19 protein-coding genes and 1 tRNA gene are annotated in these 20,941 nt (G+C 63.8%); 13 read left to right on the top strand and 7 right to left on the bottom strand.

All coding sequences use genetic code 11. The annotated features are described in order from the left end of the window. Nucleotides 1-2: 2 nt before the first annotated feature. The gene (locus RBH77_RS21155; protein ID WP_311029535.1) at nt 3-1,961 is read left to right on the top strand and encodes a D-apionate lactonase family protein; all 1,959 of its coding nucleotides are present in this window, start codon (nt 3-5) and stop codon (nt 1,959-1,961) included. Nucleotides 1,962-2,109: 148 nt separating this feature from the next. Here the strand turns inward: RBH77_RS21155 and RBH77_RS21150 are convergent. Then, nucleotides 2,110-2,183, bottom strand: a tRNA-Gln gene (locus RBH77_RS21150). A gap of 489 nt (nt 2,184-2,672) precedes the next feature. Here RBH77_RS21150 and RBH77_RS21145 point away from each other — a divergent pair. Continuing rightward, nucleotides 2,673-4,049 (top strand): MFS transporter, encoded by a 1,377-nt coding sequence (locus RBH77_RS21145; RefSeq protein ID WP_311032636.1) that lies wholly within the window; start codon nt 2,673-2,675, stop codon nt 4,047-4,049. Between the two features lie 112 nt (nt 4,050-4,161). Here the strand turns inward: RBH77_RS21145 and RBH77_RS21140 are convergent, their stop codons facing one another. Continuing rightward, nucleotides 4,162-4,869, bottom strand: coding sequence for an RlmE family RNA methyltransferase (locus RBH77_RS21140; RefSeq protein WP_311029534.1), 708 nt, complete (start codon nt 4,867-4,869; stop codon nt 4,162-4,164). Further along, complete coding sequence (locus RBH77_RS21135) at nt 4,863-6,341, bottom strand: Ppx/GppA phosphatase family protein (protein ID WP_371832892.1); 1,479 nt, start codon at nt 6,339-6,341, stop codon at nt 4,863-4,865. Before RBH77_RS21135 ends, RBH77_RS21140 begins: the two co-directional genes overlap by 7 nt. A 1,062-nt stretch (nt 6,342-7,403) precedes the next feature. On the opposite strand from RBH77_RS21135, the gene guaB reads away from it, so the two are divergent. From guaB to RBH77_RS21085, 10 genes are all read left to right on the top strand, one after another. Further along, nucleotides 7,404-8,906 (top strand): IMP dehydrogenase, encoded by a 1,503-nt coding sequence (gene guaB, locus RBH77_RS21130; RefSeq protein ID WP_311029532.1) that lies wholly within the window; start codon nt 7,404-7,406, stop codon nt 8,904-8,906. Further along, entirely contained in the window at nt 8,896-9,450 is a 555-nt protein-coding gene (locus tag RBH77_RS21125) for a hypothetical protein (protein WP_311029531.1), read from the top strand. The genes guaB and RBH77_RS21125 overlap by 11 nt, the downstream gene beginning before the upstream one ends. A 23-nt stretch (nt 9,451-9,473) precedes the next feature. After that, nucleotides 9,474-9,893, top strand: a complete 420-nt coding sequence (locus tag RBH77_RS21120; RefSeq protein WP_311029530.1) for an MAPEG family protein — start codon at nt 9,474-9,476, stop codon at nt 9,891-9,893. A gap of 8 nt (nt 9,894-9,901) precedes the next feature. Continuing rightward, entirely contained in the window at nt 9,902-11,188 is a 1,287-nt protein-coding gene (locus tag RBH77_RS21115) for an RsmB/NOP family class I SAM-dependent RNA methyltransferase (protein WP_311029529.1), read from the top strand. 90 nt (nt 11,189-11,278) lie between these two features. Next, nucleotides 11,279-11,737 carry a PaaI family thioesterase gene (locus tag RBH77_RS21110; protein WP_311029528.1) on the top strand — a complete coding sequence of 153 codons (459 nt, stop codon included), beginning with the start codon at nt 11,279-11,281 and terminating at the stop codon, nt 11,735-11,737. Then, the gene (locus tag RBH77_RS21105) at nt 11,730-12,383 is read left to right on the top strand and encodes a 5'-methylthioadenosine/S-adenosylhomocysteine nucleosidase (protein WP_311029527.1); all 654 of its coding nucleotides are present in this window, start codon (nt 11,730-11,732) and stop codon (nt 12,381-12,383) included. Before RBH77_RS21110 ends, RBH77_RS21105 begins: the two co-directional genes overlap by 8 nt. After that, nucleotides 12,380-12,898: a GNAT family N-acetyltransferase gene (locus RBH77_RS21100; RefSeq protein WP_311029526.1), complete on the top strand. Its 519-nt coding sequence runs from the start codon at nt 12,380-12,382 to the stop codon at nt 12,896-12,898. The genes RBH77_RS21105 and RBH77_RS21100 overlap by 4 nt, the downstream gene beginning before the upstream one ends. A 74-nt stretch (nt 12,899-12,972) precedes the next feature. Then, a complete protein-coding gene (gene guaA / locus RBH77_RS21095; RefSeq protein ID WP_311029525.1) occupies nt 12,973-14,535 on the top strand; it encodes a glutamine-hydrolyzing GMP synthase in 1,563 nt (520 codons plus the stop codon). A gap of 74 nt (nt 14,536-14,609) precedes the next feature. Then, on the top strand, nt 14,610-16,994 hold the full coding sequence (locus tag RBH77_RS21090; protein ID WP_311029524.1) for a molybdopterin oxidoreductase family protein: 2,385 nt from the start codon (nt 14,610-14,612) through the stop codon (nt 16,992-16,994). 33 nt (nt 16,995-17,027) lie between these two features. Continuing rightward, nucleotides 17,028-17,243, top strand: a complete 216-nt coding sequence (locus tag RBH77_RS21085; RefSeq protein ID WP_311029523.1) for a hypervirulence associated TUDOR domain-containing protein — start codon at nt 17,028-17,030, stop codon at nt 17,241-17,243. Here RBH77_RS21085 and RBH77_RS21080 read toward each other — a convergent pair. Together RBH77_RS21080 and RBH77_RS21075 are read right to left on the bottom strand one after the other, a co-directional pair. Then, complete coding sequence (locus RBH77_RS21080) at nt 17,240-17,731, bottom strand: redoxin domain-containing protein (protein WP_311029522.1); 492 nt, start codon at nt 17,729-17,731, stop codon at nt 17,240-17,242. The genes RBH77_RS21085 and RBH77_RS21080 overlap by 4 nt on opposite strands. Nucleotides 17,732-17,733: 2 nt before the next feature. After that, nucleotides 17,734-18,327: a protoglobin domain-containing protein gene (locus RBH77_RS21075; RefSeq protein WP_311029521.1), complete on the bottom strand. Its 594-nt coding sequence runs from the start codon at nt 18,325-18,327 to the stop codon at nt 17,734-17,736. A gap of 82 nt (nt 18,328-18,409) precedes the next feature. Here RBH77_RS21075 and RBH77_RS21070 point away from each other — a divergent pair, with 82 nt between their 5' ends. Further along, nucleotides 18,410-18,988 carry a MarR family transcriptional regulator gene (locus RBH77_RS21070; protein WP_311029520.1) on the top strand — a complete coding sequence of 193 codons (579 nt, stop codon included), beginning with the start codon at nt 18,410-18,412 and terminating at the stop codon, nt 18,986-18,988. 27 nt (nt 18,989-19,015) lie between these two features. On the opposite strand, the gene RBH77_RS21065 is transcribed toward RBH77_RS21070, so the two are convergent. Further along, nucleotides 19,016-19,669, bottom strand: coding sequence for a Vgb family protein (locus tag RBH77_RS21065; protein ID WP_311029519.1), 654 nt, complete (start codon nt 19,667-19,669; stop codon nt 19,016-19,018). 36 nt (nt 19,670-19,705) lie between these two features. Further along, nucleotides 19,706-20,926, bottom strand: coding sequence for a helix-turn-helix domain-containing protein (locus RBH77_RS21060; protein WP_311029518.1), 1,221 nt, complete (start codon nt 20,924-20,926; stop codon nt 19,706-19,708). Between the last annotated feature and the right edge of the window lie 15 nt (nt 20,927-20,941).

Raw genomic sequence — 20,941 nt, 5'->3', positions numbered from 1 at the left:
GGATGGTTTCGCGCGCAGTCAGGCTTTGCGGCACGGAAAGTGTCGATGCCCCCATGCAAACGCTGAGGGCAGGCGCTCTTTCCGCGGAATTCGACAACGGGGCGCTGCGCTACATCCGGATCGGCTCGACGGAAGTCATCCGGGCCATTGCATTTCTCGTGCGCGACGAGAATTGGGGCACCTTCACGCCTGCTATCGAGGATCTGAAGATCGATCAGGCGGCCGACCGGTTTTCCGTGACCTATCGGGCGACGTGCGCAGATTCGGCGCGGACGCTGGTCTATGAGGCCCGCATACAAGGTGAGGCCGACGGCACGCTTTCCTTCGAGGTCGTGGCCGAACCGAAAACGGACGTCCAGACCAACCGTACCGGCTTCATCGTGCTTCATCCGCTCGAAGGCGTGGCGGGCAAGGCGGTGAAGGTGCTGCACGTCGACGGTCGCGAGGAGGCCGCGACGTTTCCGGAAGCGATCGATCCGATGTGTCCCTTTCAGGATATCCGAGCCCTGTCGCATGAAATTTCGCCCGGGGTCTGGGCTACCTGCACCATGGAGGGCGATACGTTCGAGATGGAAGACCAGCGCAACTGGTCCGACGCCTCCTACAAGACCTATGTCCGCCCTCTTTCCCGGCCCTGGCCCTATACCTTGGCCAAGGGACAGAAGGTGGCGCAAGCCGTTCGGCTCGCCGTTTCGGGAAGATTGCCTGCGCCCGCCGATAGAGGCGCGAACAAGGCGATCAGGATCGATATCGGCAAGGCGTCAGGCGCGTTCCCGAAACTGGGGCTCGGCGTATCCGCCGACGAAGCGGCGCACTCGCTCGACCAGATCGAACTGGTCAAGCGCCTCGGCCCGAAATGGCTCGTCTGCCAGGTCGATCTCAGGAAGGAATCCAGCCACGAAGATCTCGGTGCCTATCGGCGCCTGGCGGAAGCGACCGGCGCGGAGATCGTGCTTGAGATCATTACCGCCGGAAAGCCGGACCCGCTTAGAGAACTGAAACCGCTGGCTGCCGCCGTCGGCCAGGCCGGCCTGAAACCGAGCGCGATCGCCATCTTTCCCGCACAGGACATGAAGTCCGTTCTTCCAGGGTCGAAGTGGCCGGAGGCGCCGACATTCGAGGAAATTTATGCCGCCGCCCGCGCGGCGTTCCCTTCGGCAAAACTGGGCGGCGGGATGGCGACCTACTTCACTGAACTGAACCGCAAGCGCCCGCCGGCAGACCTCCTCGACTATGTCACCCACACGACCTGTCCCAACGTCCATGCCGCGGACGATCGATCGGTCATGGAGACGATCGAGACATTGCCCTACCAAATCCTGTCGACGCGCTCTTTCATGGGAGACCGGCTCAGCTATCGGATAGGTCCGAGCCAACTCGGTTGCCGGGAAAATCCCTACGGCAGGACCACCGCCGCCAACCCCGACAACAAGCGCGTTTGCCTCAGTCGCATCGACCCGCGTCAGCGCGGTCTCTTCAACGCCGCGTGGATGGTCGCCTACGCCGCGACTCTGGCGCATGGCGGCGTCGAAGCGGTTGCCCTCGGAGCTCCGACCGGGCCTTTCGGCCACATCTACAGACCTGCGGACTTCGCCCAACCCTATTTTGATATACTGGACCGGTCTGCGGTTTATCCAGGCTTTCACGTTTTTGCGGGGCTGTCGCGATGCTCCGGAGCACCTCTTCTCGAAGTACGCCTGTCGGAGAAGGGAAGGATAGCGGCTTTCGCGACTGGAGAGGCAGGCAAGACGGTGCTGTGGGTAGCCAACCTGACCGCCGACGAGATAGTCGCGGAAATACCGGCGGTGTCCGACAGCAGCACCGGGATTGTTTTGATGAACGCCGATGCATTCGAGCGTCTCACAGCAACGCCTGATTTCCTCGAATTGACTGGCGCCGAGATGTCAGGAGCCAAACTGATGCTCGACGCCTATGCAGTTGCGCGGATCACGATCAACTGATCTCAGTCCGACAAAGGACTTCAACTGTCAAAGGCGCTTTTCTTATTCCTAGGGATCGTTAGCAAGAACGCCCGATGGCTCCCCGCCGCGCAACACGTAATTCGCGAACAAACTGCGTTTAAAACATTGATCTTGCTTGGGAAATAGTTGGCTGGGGAACCTGGATTCGAACCAGGACTAACGGAGTCAGAGTCCGCTGGTCTACCGTTAACCTATTCCCCAGCATCGGGCCGGCAACCCTGAAGCGAGCCGGTCGATGAGGCGGGTTTTAGCTTCCGCTCTGAAATAGTCAAGCTTGCGGCGGCTTCAAGGGCATACGTCGGCGACACCTGCATGTCCGTGCCGCACGAGAGCGGGAGCCGGCCCGGTCGGGAAGGTGGCTCCGGACAGGGCTCGAGGAGGGATGCCCGAGCGCTGGCTCTCGCCGCTGGAATATGCCGACAGGCCCGTCTGCCGGGCAATTGAAGCCAGATCGTGCATTTCCTCTCCGGTACAACAGGCCTATATCAGCCGCCGATGCAGGAAGATCACGTTGATTCCGCGAAGGGCGCTGCCGCCCCGACAACGGACGCGCGAGAGGCGCCGGATAACGATTCGCGAGCCGCGCCGAAGAGCCGCTCCGCGGACAGGCCGGCCGAAGGGGGTCTGGCATCCGCCGATACGCGGGTCTTCAGCCGCATCGTTCCGATCGTGCTCGCGGTGGCGCTGTTCATGGAGAACATGGATTCGACCGTGATTGCCACCTCGCTGCCGGCCATCGCGGAGGATATCGGAACCACGGCGATCGCGCTTAAGCTCGCGCTAACCGCCTATCTGGTGTCGCTCGCCATCTTCATCCCGATGTCGGGCTGGATGGCCGACCGCTTCGGTGCGCGCAACATATTCCGCATCGCCATCGGCGTTTTCGTCGTCGGCTCGCTCGCCTGCGCCGTCTCCGGCTCGCTCGGCGAAATCGTGGCCGCCCGCTTCCTGCAGGGCATGGGCGGCGCCATGATGACGCCCGTGGGTCGCCTCGTGCTCGTGCGCACCACGCCGAAGCGCGAACTGGTGACGGCCATGGCCTGGCTCAGCATCCCTGCGCTGATCGGCCCGATGATGGGGCCGCCGGTCGGCGGCTTCATCACCACCTATTTCAGTTGGCACTGGATCTTTCTCATCAACCTGCCGATCGGCATCCTGGGCATCGTCGCGGCGAGCCTGGTCCTGCCCAAGGTGCCGGGCGGTGGCGCCGCGCCGATCGACCTCGTCGGCTTCGCGCTCTCGGGCATTGCGGCGTCCGGCCTCGTCTTCGGGCTCTCCGTGGTCAGCCTGCCGGCCCTGCCGCCGATCGTCGGCGTGCTGACGCTTGCCGCCGGCTGCCTTTCGATCGTGCTCTATATCCGGCATGCGCGGCGCGCACCTTACCCGCTTCTCAATCCCCGGCTCTTCGCAAATCCGGTCTTTCGCGCTTCCATCATCGGCAGTTCGATCTTCCGCATCGGCGCCGGCGCCGTTCCCTTCCTCCTGCCGCTCATGCTGCAGGTCGGGTTCGGCCTGTCGCCGTTTCATTCCGGCCTGCTGACGTTCGTTTCCGCCTTCGGCGCGCTCGCCATGAAGGTCGCGGCAAAGCCGGTCCTGAGGGCTTTCGGTTTCCGCTCCGTCCTTATCTTCGCCGCACTCGCGGGCGCCGCCTTTATCGGCGTCAACGGTTTTTTCACGGCCGCGACGTCGCACGCCGTCATCATTCTTATCCTCTTTGTGGCCGGCTTCCTGCGCTCCATATTCTTTACTTCCTCCAACACATTGGTCTTCGCCGAAATCGACGACGGGGAAGCGAGCCAGGCGACGGCCATCGCCGCCGTTTCGCAGCAAACCAGCATCGCGCTTGGCGTGGCGATTGCCGGCGGCGTCCTTGAGACGGTGACGTGGCTTTCCGGCCGCAGCCTCGATGCCGCCGATTTTTCCGTGACTTTCTTCATCGTCGCGGCGATGTCAGCCTGCTCGGTCCTGCCTTTCCTCGGCCTTTCGCCCACGGCGGGCAGCGCGGTTTCCGGTCATGGCGGCAAGCGAGTCAGGCTGGGGTTCCCGGTACGCGGGACGGCGCGGTGACCATAAGCATGTCTCCCGAAAGTGGCTCCGGTTTCGGGATAAAGACATGCGCAAAATCAGGAAGCTAAAGCGCACTGAGCAAATTCGGAAGATCGCGACGCGCTTTAGCCCATCAGCCGCCCTTGAAATCCTTGGCCAGCAGGTAGAGTTCCGCCGATTCGTCGCGGCTTGCCGGCGGCTTGATGTGGTGGACGGAGCGGAAGTTGCGCTTCAGCCGGTCGAGCAGCGCGGCTTCCGTTCCTCCCTGGAACGTCTTGGCGAGGAAATGCCCGCCCGGCGGCAGCACCGAGATGGCGAAATCGGCCGCCGCCTCGCACAGATGCATGGTGCGCAGATGGTCGGTCTGGCGATGGCCGGTCGTCGGTGCGGCCATGTCGGAAAGCACGATATCGGGCGGTCCGCCGAGTGCATCGACCAGCATCTTCGGTGCCTCCGGATCGAGGAAATCCATCTTCAGCAGCGCCACGCTCGGCAGAGGGTCCATTTCCAGATAGTCGATCGCCGCGATGAGCGGCTTCTCGTCGGTCGATTTGACCCGTTCGGCGGCCACCTGGCACCAGCCGCCGGGAGCGGCGCCTAGATCGATGACGCGTTTGCCGGACGAAAGCAGGCGGTGACGATCATCGATCTCGACCAGCTTGAAGGCCGCGCGGGACCGGTATCCTTCGGCACGCGCGCGGTGCACGTAGGGGTCGTTCAGGTGGCGTTCCAGCCACCGACGTGACGAATTCTTCAGCCCGGTCTTGCGGACTTTCGCCTTGAGGGCGCGCGCGCCGCCGGCTCCGCCCCGGCCGCTCTTCGTCCCGGCCTTTTTTACCATTGCCGGTGGCCGCGCCGGCGCCAGACGCCGTCCTCCGACATGAGTTCGCTGAGGATTCCTTCGCGCAGGCCGCGATCCGCTACCCTCAGCCGATCCGACGGCCACACCCGCCGGATCGCTTCGAGGATCGCGCAGCCGGCCAGCACGAGGTCCGCGCGGTCGGCGCCGATGCAGGCATTGGCCACGCGCTCCTCGAATTTCCAGCCGAGCAGCCTTTCGATCATCCGATCGACGTCGAAATCGTCCATCCACAACCCGTCGACGCGCCGCCGGTCATAGCGTGCGAGCCCGAGATGCAGCCCCGCGAGCGTGGTCACCGTGCCGGACGTGCCGAGCAGGTGGAAGCGCTCGCCGCGCGCCAGATGCGCGAGTCGGTTGCGGCCCTCGAACGCTTCGAGCAGCGTACCCACCTCGGCTATCATGGCTTCGAATATCTCGGGTGTGACATGCCGGCCGCCGAACCGTTCGGCAAGCGACACCACGCCGACCGGCAGCGAGGTCCACGAGACGATATGGTTGGCGAGCCTGGGCGAGCGCCGCCCGGAAAGATCGATGAGCGCGATCTCGGAGGAGCCGCCGCCGATGTCGAAGAGGACGACGCCATGGGTGTCGCGTTCGACCAGCGAGCCGCAGCCCGATACGGCAAGCCGCGCCTCGGTTTCGCGGTCGATGATCTCGAGTTCGAGGCCGGTCTCCTCAGCCACCCGCGCCAGGAAGGCCGGACCGTTTTCGGCCGAGCGGCAGGCTTCCGTGGCGATCAGGCGCGTGCGCCTGACCTGCCGCGCGCGCAGCTTCTCGGCGCAGACGCCGAGCGCCTCGACCGCGCGGTCCATGGCCTGGTCGCTCAACCGGCCGTTTGCGGAAAGGCCCTCGCCGAGCCTGACGATGCGCGAGAAGGCGTCGATGACGCGAAACTGCCCCGGCCGCGTCGGCACGGCGACGAGGAGCCGGCAATTATTGGTTCCAAGATCGAGCGCGGCATAGACCGGGGAAAGGTGGCTGCCGCGCGATGGCGAACCTCTCGTGCGCTCCTCCCGCACGATCCATGCGGGTCCGGGGGCGGGACCGGGTGTGACGGAAGTCTGCGGCCTCGCCTGACCGTTGGCGCTGTCCCCGGCTGCCTTCCGGGCCTCGGGCTGCGCCCCGTTCGCGACGTGCCCATTCACGGCATTGTTGTCGCGCGCGAAGACCTTGCGGCCACGCTTCCTTCTCCGGCGCTTTTTCGATGGCTTGTTTTCTTGCGAGGCACCGCTCCGGGCCGTCCCGCCATCATGGCCGGAAGCCTTGGATCGTCCCTCCGGGCGCCGGGGTCGCGAGTGGCCGCGTCCGGGAAACCTGGAGGTCGGAGGCGCCCCGTCTTGCGGCTTGTCGCCGCCCTCGTCGGGGTCTTTCACCTTGTTTCCTTCCGGCGCCGCGCATCTTGAAGGACGCCGCCCGCGCTCGTTGTTCTGCTGTTGCCGGCAGATTAGCAGGAGGCGGCGGGTTCACCAAGCCGCTTGTCGAAGATTTGCCGAGGAAGCCGAAATGACGAGGAGGGGACTGCATGGCCGAAACCGTGAACAAGATCACGTGCGCCATTCCTCCAACCCGTTCTTTCCATTCATCATTCGCATTTTTTCACCCTGCTCTTCTCCACGCCTTCCGCGCTTCCTCCATACTCCCTGTCAGTTCCTCCCATCGGGAACACCGATCATGACGGTGATTGCGTGGGGAGGAGCCGGCGCCTCCGCCGTGATGCCGACGTGGCATCACGGCCGGGGAGGTTCCGTCTGGAGGTTCCCCTGGGGGCACTATGACCCCTGCGTGCCGGTAGAAGGCACACAGACCCCGGGACGAGCACTGAACCTGTTTGGAGTGGCTACCCTTCGGCAGGTTCAGGGTGAGGCTCGGGGAGCAGCGGAACAGGCGGGAACAGAAATCGCCGGCGGTGCGCGAGTGTCGCGCCACGTATTTATATTCGGAAGGCACGGCCGCGCGCCCCGCTTCCCGACTGAACAATGGCCAGGGCCGACAGGCAGCGTGGCGAGGATGGAGTATGTGCGATCATAAATACGGATAATCTGCGCCCCTTCGCACCCCCCTCTGTCCTGCCGGACATCTCCCCCTCAAGGGGGGAGATTGGCTGTCGCTACGGCCTTCGCCAAATCTCCAAGATTGCAGAAAAGGCGCTGCCAGAGCGGCCGGCTGATCTCCCCCCTTGAGGGGGAGATGTCCGGCAGGACAGAGGGGGGTGCGAAGGGGCGAAGGACGAAGGACGAAGAAGGATGCTCGCAAAAACAATGGACCTCAAATGAGAGGCGCCCCAACGCCCGACCGGGCGTCGCGGCATGTGCCGCGCCTCCGCGGAGCCCAGCCGCGAAGCGGCGTACGGGCGTGAGCGAAAACAAAACCCCGTCAGCGAAAACAAAACCCCGTAGCCCAACCTACCTTTTCACCGTCGGCGATACGTGGTACCTGCCGCTGCCATCCGTAACGAACGGATCGGGCACTCCAGCCGGGCGCCGGGCCGTTCAGACTGTTTTCCAGGGACGACCATGGCAAGAATAATCGAGTCGGCTACCGGCGCGGAGGCGCTTACTTTCGACGATGTACTGCTGCAACCGGGCCACTCCGAGGTGATGCCCGGTCAGACTGACATCCGTACGCGTATCGCCCGTGATATCGACCTCAACCTGCCGATCCTTTCCGCCGCGATGGACACCGTCACCGATTCGCGGCTCGCCATCGCCATGGCGCAGGCCGGTGGCATCGGCGTCATCCACCGCAATTTCTCGCCCGCCGAACAGGCCGAGGAAGTTCGGCAGGTGAAGAAGTTCGAATCGGGCATGGTCGTCAACCCGGTCACGATCGGCCCCGAGGCGACGCTCGCCGATGCCCATGCGCTGATGCGGGCGCACGGCATTTCCGGCATTCCGGTGGTCGAGAACGGCGGAGTGGGAGGCCAGAAGACGGGACGGCTCGTCGGCATCCTCACCAATCGCGACGTACGCTTCGCCTCCAACCCGGACCAGAAGGTCCATGAACTGATGACGCGGGAGAACCTGGTCACCGTCAAGGAGAACGTCGATCACGACGAAGCCAAGCGCCTGCTTCACCAGCATCGTATCGAGAAACTGCTGGTGGTCGACCCGGGCGGCAATTGCGTCGGCCTGATCACCGTCAAGGACATCGAGAAGTCGCAGCTCAATCCCAACGCCGCCAAGGACGCGCAGGGAAGGTTGCGCGCCGCCGCCGCCACCAGCGTCGGTGACGACGGCTTCGAGCGTGCCGAACGGCTCATCGACGCCGGGATCGATCTGCTTGTCATCGACACGGCGCACGGCCATTCGCAGCGCGTCCTCGACGCGGTCGCGCGCGCCAAGAAGCTCTCCAATTCGGTGCGAATCATCGCCGGTAACGTCGCTACTGCCGAAGGCACGCAGGCACTTATCGACGCGGGCGCGGATGCGGTGAAGGTCGGCATCGGTCCCGGTTCCATCTGCACGACGCGCATCGTCGCCGGTGTCGGCGTACCGCAGCTTTCCGCCATCATGGCGGCGGTGGAGACGGCCGACCGGGCAGGCGTGACGGTGATCGCGGACGGCGGCATAAAATTCTCGGGCGATCTGGCGAAGGCACTGGCCGCCGGCGCGGCGGCCGCGATGATCGGCTCGCTGCTCGCCGGCACGGACGAGAGCCCCGGCGAGGTCTATCTGCACCAGGGCCGCTCCTTCAAGGCCTATCGCGGCATGGGGTCGGTCGGCGCCATGGCGCGCGGCTCGGCGGACCGCTACTTCCAGGCCGAAGTGCGCGACACGCTGAAGCTGGTGCCCGAAGGCATCGAAGGGCAGGTGCCATACAAGGGACCGGTTGCAGGCGTATTGCACCAGCTTGCCGGAGGGCTTAGGGCTGCGATGGGTTATGTCGGGGCACCGGACCTTGATGCGCTGCGGGACCGTGCGCGTTTTGTCCGCATTTCCGGCGCCGGCCTGAGAGAGAGCCATACGCATGATGTTGCGATTACCCGCGAAAGCCCGAACTATCCCGGTGCGGCCTGAGGCCCTCGTACCGGGCCTGAGGCGGAGCGCTGTCACGCTGTGCGCGGTGTCGGCAGTGCTGTTCGCCGTGATGATCGTGCTGGAATTCTTCTATTTCCAGCGTCTTTCAGGCGGGCTTTCGTCGCTGGATATCCGCCTGACGGGCTTTTCCAGCGACGACGCGGTCGCCTGGCTGACTGCGCTCGGCGAACCGGGACGAGAGGCGGTGCTGGTCTGGCAATATTCGAGTTTCGATCTGTTTTTCCCAGCCGTCTTCGGTTTGGCGCTGCTTGGTGTTTTCCTCAATATCGCCAGCCGGTCGCCCGTGCTGGCGCTGCGATCCAGGCGTGCACAGCTCGCCGCCGGCACCCTGATTGTCCTGCCTTACGTCGTCTCCAACTACGCGCAGAACCTCTTCATCGTGCGGATGCTCTCCGACCCTTCGGCGGCGAGTATATGGCTGACTTCGGTCACCTCCGTGCTTGTCATGGCGAAGTTCGTCTTCGCCCTGGCTGCAATGGTTGTGATCGCGGCCGTTTTCCTGCGCAGCCAAGGTCGGCCATAAGGGCTTAGGGGGCATTCAACCGCATGAACCAGATCGCAATCTTCTGGCCTGTCATCGCGCAGGTGCTGCTGGTTTTCATCGTCTACGGGCTGCTCAGCCTGCGCCGGACGGCAGCCATAAAGGCCGGCAATGTCAGGCTCTCCGATTTCCGCGCCAACCGGCATGAGCCGCGCGAGAGCGTTTTCGTCAACAACAACCTGCTCAACCAGTTCCAACTGCCGGTCCTGTTCTACGTCGTATGCCTCTGCCTTTATGTCACGGAAGGCAATTCGGTGGTCACGATCGTGCTGGCATGGCTGTTCGTCGCCTCGCGCTATATCCATGCCGCCGTCCACGTTACGACGAACCGCATGCCATACCGCCAATCGGCATTCGCCGTGGGGTATGTCGTGCTTGGCCTGTTGTGGGTCTGGTTCGCCCTTCATCTTCTGGCCATCGTCTAGGAGCGGATATGCGCCTCGGTGGCAGGCTGGCGGCAGCGATCGAAGTACTGGACGATATCGACGGACGGCACCGGCCGGCGGCGGACGCGCTGAAGGACTGGGGCCTGTCGCACCGTTTCGCCGGCGCCGGTGACCGCGCCGCGATCGGCAACATCGTCTATGACGCGCTGCGCCGCCGCTGTTCGGCCGCGTGGCTGCTCGATGGGGATACGTCGCGCGCCCGCGCTTTCGGGGCGCTTCTGATCGAGGGCGGCATGGACGCGCCAGCATTGAACGCTGGACTGGAGGGCGATCGCTTCGCACCGGCGCCTTTGTCGGAGAAGGAAATCGGACTTGTCGGGAAGCGCCTTCTGGCCGATGCGCCCGATGCCGTTCGCGCCGATTGCCCGGACTGGTGCGTGCCGCTTTTCGTCCGGGCTTTCGGGGAGAGCTGGATTGAAGAAGCCGCCGCGCTTTCCGAACGCCCACCGCTCGACCTGCGGGTCAACACGCTGAAGGCCGATCGCGAAAAGGTTCTCCATGCGCTGAAAGGCGCCGCTGCCGAACCCTCCCCGATCATGCCGACCGGCATCCGCGTGCCGCCGATCGCCGGAAACGGCCGCCATCCTAACGTTCAGGTGGAACCGGCCTTCCAGAAAGGCTGGTTCGAAATCCAGGACGAGGGTTCGCAGATCGTCGCCGATCTGGCCATCGCAGGCGATGTCGCGCAAATCCTCGATTTCTGCGCCGGCGCGGGAGGAAAGACGCTGGCGCTTTCGGCCGCGATGGGAAACCACGGCCAGATCTTCGCCCATGATGCCGAAAAGGCGCGGCTGGCGCCGATCTTCGACCGCGTCAGGCGGGCAGGGTGCCGTAATGTGCAGGTGATCCAGCCTGCCGCCTTGTCACCGCTCGAAGCTTCGATGGATTTAGTGCTCGTTGACGCCCCCTGCACGGGCTCGGGCACGTGGCGGCGCCGGCCGGATTCCAAATGGCGCTTGACAGACAGGCAACTCGACCAGCGCAAGGCAGAGCAGGCCGCAATCCTCGAGGACGCCAAGCGCTATGTGAAACCCAGCGGCCGGCTCGCCTACATCACCTGTTCCGTCTTTCGCGAGGAAAATACGGATCAGGTCACGGCTTTTCTCGCCCGTAATCATAGCTTCCGCCCCCTCGATCATGCTGGATTATGGCGTACCCGGCACCCGGATCATCCCGACGCCGCCTTGATCGATCCGGAAGGCGGCGTCGTCCTCACTCCGGCGCGAAGCGGCACGGACGGTTTCTTCTGCTCAGTCCTGCAACAGGTGGCTTGATTGGCGCGACAGATTATCCCGCACTGCACCATCGCACGATTGAACGAAGCCGGTGCGTTTGCGATAACGCGTTCCTGAAAGGGGTCTCGCATGGTTCCGGAAATTCTCGTGGACGACGATTTCGAGACAAGGGTGCGTTCGAGCTTCGCGCGCCAGAAGGCGATGACGACGATCGGCGCCGAACTGACGCTCGTCACGCGCGGCACAGTGGAGATCGAGATGCCCTTTGCGGACGCGCTCACCCAGCAGCACGGTTTCCTGCATGCGGGTGTGATCTCTATCGCGCTCGATTCCGCCTGCGGCTATGCCGCCTATTCGCTGATGCCACCCGACGCCGCGGTGCTGACTATCGAATTCAAGGTCAATCTGCTGGCGCCGGGCAAGGGCGAGCGCTTCCTGTTTCGCGGCGCCGTCACCAAGCCCGGCCGCACCATCATCGTCGCCGACGGGCAGGCCTATGCGTTCGGCGCCGATGGCGAGGCAAAGATGATCGCGACCATGACCGGCACGATGATGACAGTCACCGGCCGCCAGGGCATAGATGGTTGAACCGGCCGTTCCGCGTGCCCCGATCACCGAAATCGGCGGCAGGCGATTGCTCTTCGTCATGGCGGTGGACGCCGAATATGGGCCGCATCTGAAACGCCGCTTTGCCCCCTTGATGACCGGCGTCGGACCGGTCGAAGCCGGCGTCCGGCTTGGCGCCGAACTGGCGCTTCTGTCGGAGCGCGACACCCTTCCAGATTTCGTCGTGTCGCTCGGCTCGGCCGGCAGCCGGGTTCTGGAGCAGACGGAAATCTATCAGGCCTCTTCGGTCGCCTATCGTGACATGGATGTCTCATTGCTGGGCTTCGAGCGCGGCGCGACGCCGTTTCTCGATCTTCCGGCGATCGTTCCGCTCGGCCACGCCATACCGGGCATTCCGCAGGCTTCGTTATCGACGGGTGCGGCAATCGTTTCCGGCGCCGCATACGATGCTATCGCAGCCGATATGGTGGACATGGAGACGTTTGCAGTGCTGCGTGCCTGTCAGCTTTTCGGTGTCGGCATGATCGGCCTGCGCGGCATATCCGATGGCGCTGCCGACCTGAAGCATGTCGACGATTGGCGCCAATACCTCCACGTCATCGACGAAAAGCTGGCCGCAAGCGTCGATCGGCTCGAAACCGCCATCGCTGAAGGCATGCTCCCATGAGGGCCGAAATCCGCCGCGCCCGGCTGGGAGAGGAGGCCGCCGTTTCACGGCTCCTAGAGGAGGTCTGGCACGCAACCCACGATGTTCAACTCGGCCGCGACAAGGTGGCGGAGATCACCGCGAAATGGCACGCGCCGGCACTTCTTCGCGCGCAGATCGACAATCCGGATAAATGCTTCCTTGTCGCCGAGGCAGCGGATAACAGCCTTGTCGGCCACGCCATGTCCTGGCTCGACGGTGACGGCGCGATCAATCTGCTCAGGCTCTATGTCCTGCCAGGCTGGCAGGAAAGGGGCCTCGGCAGCAATCTGCTTGCCGCAGCTATAGCCGCCTATCCGGCGGGACGGCTTCTGCGGCTGGAGGTCCAGGGAGGGAACGAACCGGCGATCCGGTTTTACGAGAGAATGGGATTGCGGGTGGTTGGCGACACCGCTGAGCGTGGCGGCCTTACCGACATCCCGGCCCTCGTCATGGAGAAATCGCTCCCTCTTGAGGGCGGTGGAAGCTTTTCGTGAGCTACATGAATCGTGCTTTGAGCTCCAGCGCACAACCCATTGCGTCGACTCGTTTCTTTCTCTAAACGCCCGCCATGAAGAACACAGCTCACCCCGATACCGTCCTTATCATCGACTTCGGCAGCCAGGTCACGCAGCTTATCGCGAGGAGGGTGCGCGAGGCCGGCATCTATTCCGAGATCGTTCCTTTCCAGTCGGCGGAGGAAGGCTTCCGGCGTGTCCGGCCGAAGGCGGTTATCCTTTCGGGCAGCCCTCATTCGGCGATCGATATCGGCAGCCCGCGCGCACCGGATGCGATCTTCGAAGCGGGTCTCCCGATCCTTGGCATCTGCTATGGCGAGCAGGCCATCTGCGCCCAACTCGGCGGCAAGGTCGAGGCCAGCCACGAGCGTGAGTACGGCCGCGCCTTCCTCGACATCCGGGAGGATTCGGCACTTTTCGACGGCATTTGGGCGAAGGGCACGCGCCATCAGGTCTGGATGAGCCATGGCGACCGGGTGACGGCTCTGCCGCCGGGTTTCCATGTCATAGGCACCTCGACCGGTGCGCCTTTCGCGGCGATCGCCGACGAGAAGCGCAAGATCTTCGCCGTGCAGTTCCATCCCGAGGTAGTACATACGCCGGACGGCGCGAAACTGCTCACCAACTTCGTCCACAACATCGCAGGGCTGAAGGGCGACTGGACCATGGCCGCCTATCGCGGGCAGGCGGTCGAGGCGATCCGCCGGCAGGTCGGCACGGGCAAGGTCATCTGTGCGCTTTCGGGCGGCGTCGATTCTTCCGTAGCCGCGCTCCTGATTCACGAGGCGGTCGGCGACCAACTCACCTGCATTCTCGTCGACCACGGCCTCATGCGGAAGAACGAGGCGGCTGAAGTGGTCGAGATGTTCCGCCAGCACTACAATCTGCCGCTGATCCTCGTCGATGCGTCGGACCGCTTCATCTCCGCGCTGGAGGGCGAGGCCGATCCCGAGAAGAAGCGGAAGACGATCGGGCGTCTTTTCATCGAGGTATTCGAGGAGGAAGCGAAGAAACTGGGCGGCGCCGATTTCCTCGCCCAGGGTACCCTCTATCCAGATGTGATCGAAAGCGTCTCCTTCACCGGAGCCACCTCCTCCACCATCAAGTCGCATCACAATGTCGGCGGCCTGCCCGAGCGCATGAACATGAAGCTGGTCGAGCCGCTGCGCGAACTCTTCAAGGACGAGGTGAGGGCGCTCGGCAAGGAACTCGGCCTGCCGGAAAGCTTCATCGGCCGGCACCCCTTCCCGGGTCCGGGCCTTGCCATCCGTTGCCCAGGCGGCGTGACACGCGAGAAGCTCGACATATTGCGCGAGGCGGACGCGATCTATCTCGACGAAATCCGCAAGGCCGGCCTCTACGACGCCATCTGGCAGGCCTTCGCCGTGCTGCTGCCGGTACAGACGGTCGGCGTGATGGGCGACGGCCGCACCTACGAGTCCGTACTGGCGTTGCGTGCCGTCACCTCCGTCGACGGCATGACCGCCGATTTCTACCACTACGACATGGATTTTCTGGGCGCGACCGCGACCCGCATCATCAACGAAATCAAAGGCATAAACCGCGTCGTATACGACGTCACATCAAAGCCGCCCGGCACCATCGAGTGGGAATGAGGCCGGAAACTTAGCGCTTCGCGAGCAGCGGCGATCGAAAACAAACCTTGGAGTGTGCATCCGGAAGGTCTTTAATGGGCGAAAGAAGCGTTCGCCCGGACCGACTGGAGCAGCCCATGCAGCCAAGGATCGACACCAATCTCGGCATAAAGGGCGAACCCGATGCATGGGTCCATTCGGCATGCATCCTGTGCTCCAACGGCTGCGGCGTCGATATCGCGGTGAAGGACGGGAGCATTGTAGGCGTTCGCGGCAATGCCGATCATCCGGTCAATTTCGGTCATCTCGGTCCGAAGGGCGAACATGGCTGGGTCGCCAATAATTCCAGGCGCCGCGGCACGACCCCGATGATCCGACGGAGAAAGGGAGCCCCGCTCGAGCCGGTCGGTTGGGCGGAGGCCATGGATTTCTTCATCGAGCAGTTCAGGGCCGCCTGGCGGCAGGGGCACGAAAACCTAGCCTGCTACAATTCCGGGCAACTCACGATCGAGGAATTCTATACACTCGGAAAGCTGTGGCGCGGCGGGCTGCAATCCTCCAACATCGACGGCAACACGCGGCTATGCACCGCGACTTCCGCCACCGGCCTGATGGCGAATTTCGGCGTCGATGGCCCCGTTGCTTCCTATGTCGATGTGGATCAGGCGGACTTGCTTTGCCTCTACGGTCACAACGTCGCGGAGGTGCAGACAGTACTTTGGGAACGCATGCTGGCGGCGAAGGCGAAGAACGGCGGGCGCATCATCGTCGCCGATCCGCGCCGTACGCCGACCGTGCTGCAGGGCGCCGACCTTCATCTCGCGCTCAGGTCCGGCACGAATGTCGCGTTGATGAACGGGATCATCCATTTGCTGATCGCGCGGGGTTGGACAGACCGCGGCTTCATCGCGAAGCACACCGTCGGCTTCGACGCGCTCGATGTAGTGACCCGTGAATATCCGCCCAAGCGGGTGGCCGAAATCTGCGATATTCCCATGCACGATCTGGAAACCGCGGCCGAGTGGATCGGCACCACGCCGCGCATGGTCTCGACCGTCTTGCAGGGGTTTTATCAGAGCGTCGAGGCCACGGCCTCGTCCTCGCTGGTGAACACGGTGCATCTGATCACTGGCGCGATCGGCAAGCCCGGTGCCGGGCCGCTCCTGATGGCGGGCCAGCCCTCGGCGATGTGCAACCGGGAGGCCGGCGCCGGCGGCTCCTATCCCGCTTACCGCAATCCCCATTGCGAAACGCAGATGCGCGATCTTTGCGAACTCTGGAACATCGACTTCGACAAGTTTCATCCGGAGGTGCCGAAAGACATCCTTTCGATGATGGAAAGCGCCGAGCGCGGCGAGATCGAGTTCATGTGGGTGATCGGGACCAACCCGCTCGTCAGCCTGCCTGACCAGAACCGCAGCGAGCGCATCCTGCGCCGGCTCTTCTTGGTGGTGCAGGACCCGTTCGTGGACGCGGAAACCGTCGACCTTGCCGACATTTATTTCCCCGCCGCGATGTGGGGAGAGAAGATGGGCTGCGTCACCAACGCCGACCGGAGCGTTAATCTGCTGCTGAAGGCCGTCGAGCCGCCGGGAGAGGCGCGCAGCGACTTCGACATCTTCGTGGAGGTCGCTGGCCGGCTGGGGTTCAAGGACCGGGATGACGGATTGCTTATCCCGTTCAAGGAGCCCAGGGACGCATTCGAGGAATGGCGCAAGGTGTCGAAGGACCGGCCGTGCGACTATTCCGGCATGACCTACGAACTGATCCTCGAAATGGGCTCCGTCCGCTGGCCCTGCAATGAAAAGCACCCGCGTGGCTCCGAGCGCCTTTACGGGGATTTCAAGTTCTGGACCGGCATCGATGAGTGCGAAACCTATGGGGCGGATTTCCTGACCGGCCGCAAGAATACCCGCGGCGACTACGAACGGATCGATCCGAAGGGCAAGGCATTCCTGAGACCGGTGGAGTGGCGGCGACAGCCGAACCCGACCTCCGAAGATTATCCCATGACGCTCATCACCGGGCGTGTGGTCTATCATTTCCACACCCGCACCAAGACAGGCCGATCAGCCGTGCTGAACGAGCGTGCGCCGCATCCTTATGTCGAGGTCCATCCCGATGATGCGGCCCGCCTAGGGATCGGACTTGGCGACGTGGTCGAGATCACCTCGCCGAACGGCCGCTGGGAAGGCGTGGCGATGGTGGTCGACACGGTGCGTCCTGGCGAGGTGTTCGTGCCGTTCCATTATGGCCACGGCGCACAATCGGCGAACCAGCATACCTGGTACGCGCGCGATCCGATCAGCCACCAGCCGCAACTCAAATCCTCGCCGGTCGCCGTGCGGCGGCTGAGCTTCGGCGAGCCGGAGCCATGGCTCTTGAAGCGGCTTGCCGAACTGGACGGAAGTTCAACGGAGCCGTTTGCCGCTCAGGAATTCGGTGGCACCGTCAATCGTGCGGTTCAGCCTGAACTCTGAGGAAAGAGCCGCACGGAACACAGGGAAACTCCCATGACAAAGACGTTCAAAATCGGCGACCATGTGAGTTGGAACTCGGAGGCAGGCCGTGTCTCGGGTACGATCATTTCTGTTCATACCGAGGATTTTGATTACAAGGGCCATACCCATCGGGCGTCGCGTGACGATCCCCAGTATGAGATCAAAAGCGACAAGACCGACCACATCGCCGCCCACAAGGGCGGCGCGCTGCGGCTCCTTCGCGACTAACCGGCGGTAGTGGCGTCAGGAACGGCCTCCGCCAGGATCGAAGCGATCGCCGCCCCGAGGCGCATGTCGTCGAGATGGCCGAATTTGTTGAGGCGCAGCCGGCCTTCGCGGTCGAACAGGAGCGTCGTCGGGGTTCCCTGCATCGCGTATGCCTGCATCGTTTTCGGCAAGCCGGCGTCAGGGTCCTTCGCGTCGATGCCGACAGGAAAGCCGATCCGGTATTCATGGAGGAAGGCGGCAAGGGCGGCCGGGCTTCCCTGCGCCTCATGATGCTCGAACACCGTATGAAGTCCGATCACCGCGAGGCCATCTTCCGCGAAGGTCTGGCGGGCGCGCACCGCCTGCGGCAGTGCGTGGCTGACACAGCCGGGGCACAGCATCTGGAAGGCGAGGGCGAGGACGACCTTGCCCCTAAGGTCCGCGAGCCCGATCGGTTTCGGCGTGTTCAGCCAATGTTCGACTTGCCAGTCGGGTGCGGGCGTGGACATCCTCAGAAGTCTCCTTCCTTCACATAGGGCCTGCACCACAGGATCGCCTGAAGCAATACGGCCTTCGACCAAGCGGCGTGCATCGCATCGACTTCCTTGGCCGAATGGCCTTTTCCGGCAAGGAAGGGCTTCATGGTGACCGAGATCGGTATGGCGAGCGCCAGCACATGGCGCATCGGGATATGCGCGGCCGCCGATGCGCCGTCCGTTCTGTTCTTGCCGATACGGTGGTGCCGGCGGCCTATTTCGTCCTGCCAGGCAAGCCAGTCCTTGCCGTATTCGGCACGACAGGTGTCCAGGATCCATTGCCCGAAACGCTTGCGCACGGCGGCGAGATAGTCGCTGTCGGGCGCACCGGTCACAGGATCGGAAAAATAGGCGAGCAGATGCGGCGTGGCTCCGACGAAGCCGTACCACACATCGAGGATCGCCTCGACCTGGCCCTTGACCACGTCATGCGCCTTACGCAGCGCGGCGGCATCTTCATCCGTGAAGAGCAGTGACGTCTTGAGATCCGCGAGATCTTTCTCCGTCAGCGGAGATGCGGGCAGTGCCGGATCGCCCAGCCGGTATCCGGGAATGGCGGTGGTGGTCATGAGTGGCTCCTTCAAGTGATTGCTAGTAGCAACTATAATATTCTGCTTGCATCATTCGTCAATATGATTTCGAGTAGCAATTATGCCTATTTCTCCCGAAGCGCTCGAAGCGGCCCGCCTGATCGATCGCCTGGAACGTCTGACGCGTTTCGGCGAGCAGTCCGGCGACCTCAATCCCGCGCAATGGGAGGCGCTGAGGTATCTGGGGCAGGCCAACAGGTTTTCGCGCACGCCCGCCGCGCTCGCCGACTATCTGGCATCGACACGGGGCACGATCTCGCGCACGCTCGCCTCGCTTGAAACCAAGGGCTATGTCGAGCGTCGCAACAATTTGCGAGACGGCCGTTCGGTGGAGTTCGTCCTGACAGGTAAAGCTGCCGCCACTCTCGAAGGCGATCCGTTGCTGGCGCTTGCGGAGGACATCGAAAAAGCGGCGGGCAGTGACATGGTGCCCATGCTCGAAGGCCTCAGGCGGACATTGCGGGCTGCCATCGCCCGCAATCGCGGGCGAGCTTTCGGAGCCTGCCGATCATGTTCCTATTTCCGTGCCAATGTCCGGCCGGACTCCCCGTCGGTGCATCACTGCGGGCTGCTGGATGAGCCTTTGTCCGACGAGGAGAGCCGTTTGATCTGTGCCGAGCATCAGCCACGAGCCGCGTGACCCGTGATCGGCCCGGCCATCTGCCGGCTACTGACGATTGGCTTGGGCGTGGTTCGGCCGTCGCACGACCCTGACCTTTCCGCTATTGCCGCCACCACAGAAGAAGCGGTCGTGGCCATCGGATTCGAGGCCTGAAATGCCCGTGCCGGCGGGCATGTCGAGCCGCTCGAGGGTTTCGCCCGTATCCGGATCGATATGGCGCAGATCGCTCTTCTCGTCCTCCCATGTTGCGTGCCAAAGCTCGCCGTCGACCCAGGTTACGCCGGTGACGAAACGGTTGGACTGGATAGTACGCAAGACCGCCCCCGTTTCGGGATCGATCTGGTGGATCCTGCGTTCGCGATATTCGCCGACCCAGAGCGATCCTTCCGCCCAGGCGAGGCCCGAATCGCCGCCATTGCCGGGCGCGGGGATGGTCGAGGCCACGCGGCCGGTCTTGGGGTCGATCTTCTGGATCCGACTGTCGGCGATCTGGAACAGGTGTTCGCCGTCGAAGGCGGTGCCAGCATGCGCGGGGACCTCGATGGAATCGAACGCCTTGCCGTCTGCTGGATCGATCGCGTTCAGCCGGTCGCCGGAGGCGAACCAGACATGCTTGCCGTCATAGGTGAGGCCGTGCACCTGTTCGGCACTGGGGAAGGGGCCGTACTCGTTGATGATTTCGGCTGCTGAATGTTTCATGTCTCGCTCCTGTCGGGTTGTTTATGGAGCCTGATGCTAGCCAATCGAAATTGGGGCAGGGAGTAACAAGGTTGTCGGGAAACCCGGCACCGGCGGCGTCATCCAGCGCCGCGCCCGCGCCTGCCCGACCGCCTGTACCTTTCCCTCTTCCACAAGGGTCTCAAGCGCGCGCTGCACAGTGCGCTGACTGACGCCGAGCGCCAGTGCCAGCGCTGTGCTCGACCAGGATTCGCCGTCGGCAAGCAAGGCAAGCACCGATGCATGTTCCTCCTCGACGGGCGGGGCGAGCACGACGACCTCGCCAGTGCGATTCAGCGCAAGCCGAAACCCTGCCGCCGTCGCTTTCACGTCTGCCATGCCCCTGAGCGCCTTGCGGAGCCGCCCGATCTCGACGCGCAGCCGGGCGCGATGCGATTCGTCGGCGTATCTGGCCCGGAAGGCACGAAGAAGCAGCGTCTCCCTCGACACGTCGGCCGGCCAGGCCTCTGCCAGCGCCCGTGCAAGCGCGAACAGAACCGGCCGCGTTTCGAGCGGAACGACTTTCCCTGCACAGCGCACGGCGAAACGGCATGCATCCACCACAAGCGCGTCTGACGCGAGGAGGGGTTCGACCTCGTCGAGGAGGAGGGGGCGCGCCTCGCCCTTGGTGATCAGCCGCGCCGCGGGCGTATCGAGGACAAGCGCTACGGCTTCAACCTCTGCCATCAGTGCAGGGATGGCGGCCATGCGCGCCGCTTCGTCGGCGCGGGCAAGCGCCGCGCGCGCTGCTTTGGCCCTGATCCGCCGGATCGCGATCCCGGCGGATACCAGTTCGCAACCGGTGTGCAGCGCGGGAGCGAGGGAGATGGATTCGAGGCCGACAAGCGCCTCCTCGGCCTCCCGGAGACGGCCGACAAGAAGGAGGCGGCGTGCCTTCAGGTAACGCGCATAGGCGACGTTGGCGCGGTCGCCATGCTCTTCGAGCGTTATCCGTGCTCGCTCGAGCGCCTTTGTCGGCCAGGTGAGGTTGCGGGAGATGAGCGCGATCTCTGCTTCGGCGACGGCGCAGCGCGCGCGGGCCATCGCCTCTTTCGCGCCGAATGCGCGCGCCGCACTTTTCAGGAGCGTCTTGGCACGGGTGAGATCACCAAGCTGCGCCATGGCGATACCCCGGAGCGCAAGCGCCGGCGCATCGTTGCGCAGAGCGACAAAATTCAGCGCGCCAAGCGGGTCACCGCCGGCAAGAGCGTGTGCCGCGGCCGTAATCAGCGAGTCCATCGAAATCCCGACATA

The organism is Mesorhizobium koreense (assembly GCF_031656215.1).
In the GTDB taxonomy this organism is placed as follows: domain Bacteria; phylum Pseudomonadota; class Alphaproteobacteria; order Rhizobiales; family Rhizobiaceae; genus Mesorhizobium_L; species Mesorhizobium_L koreense.
The sequence above is the reverse complement of the archived record's forward strand: the minus strand, read 5'-3'. Positions and strand labels throughout refer to the sequence as shown.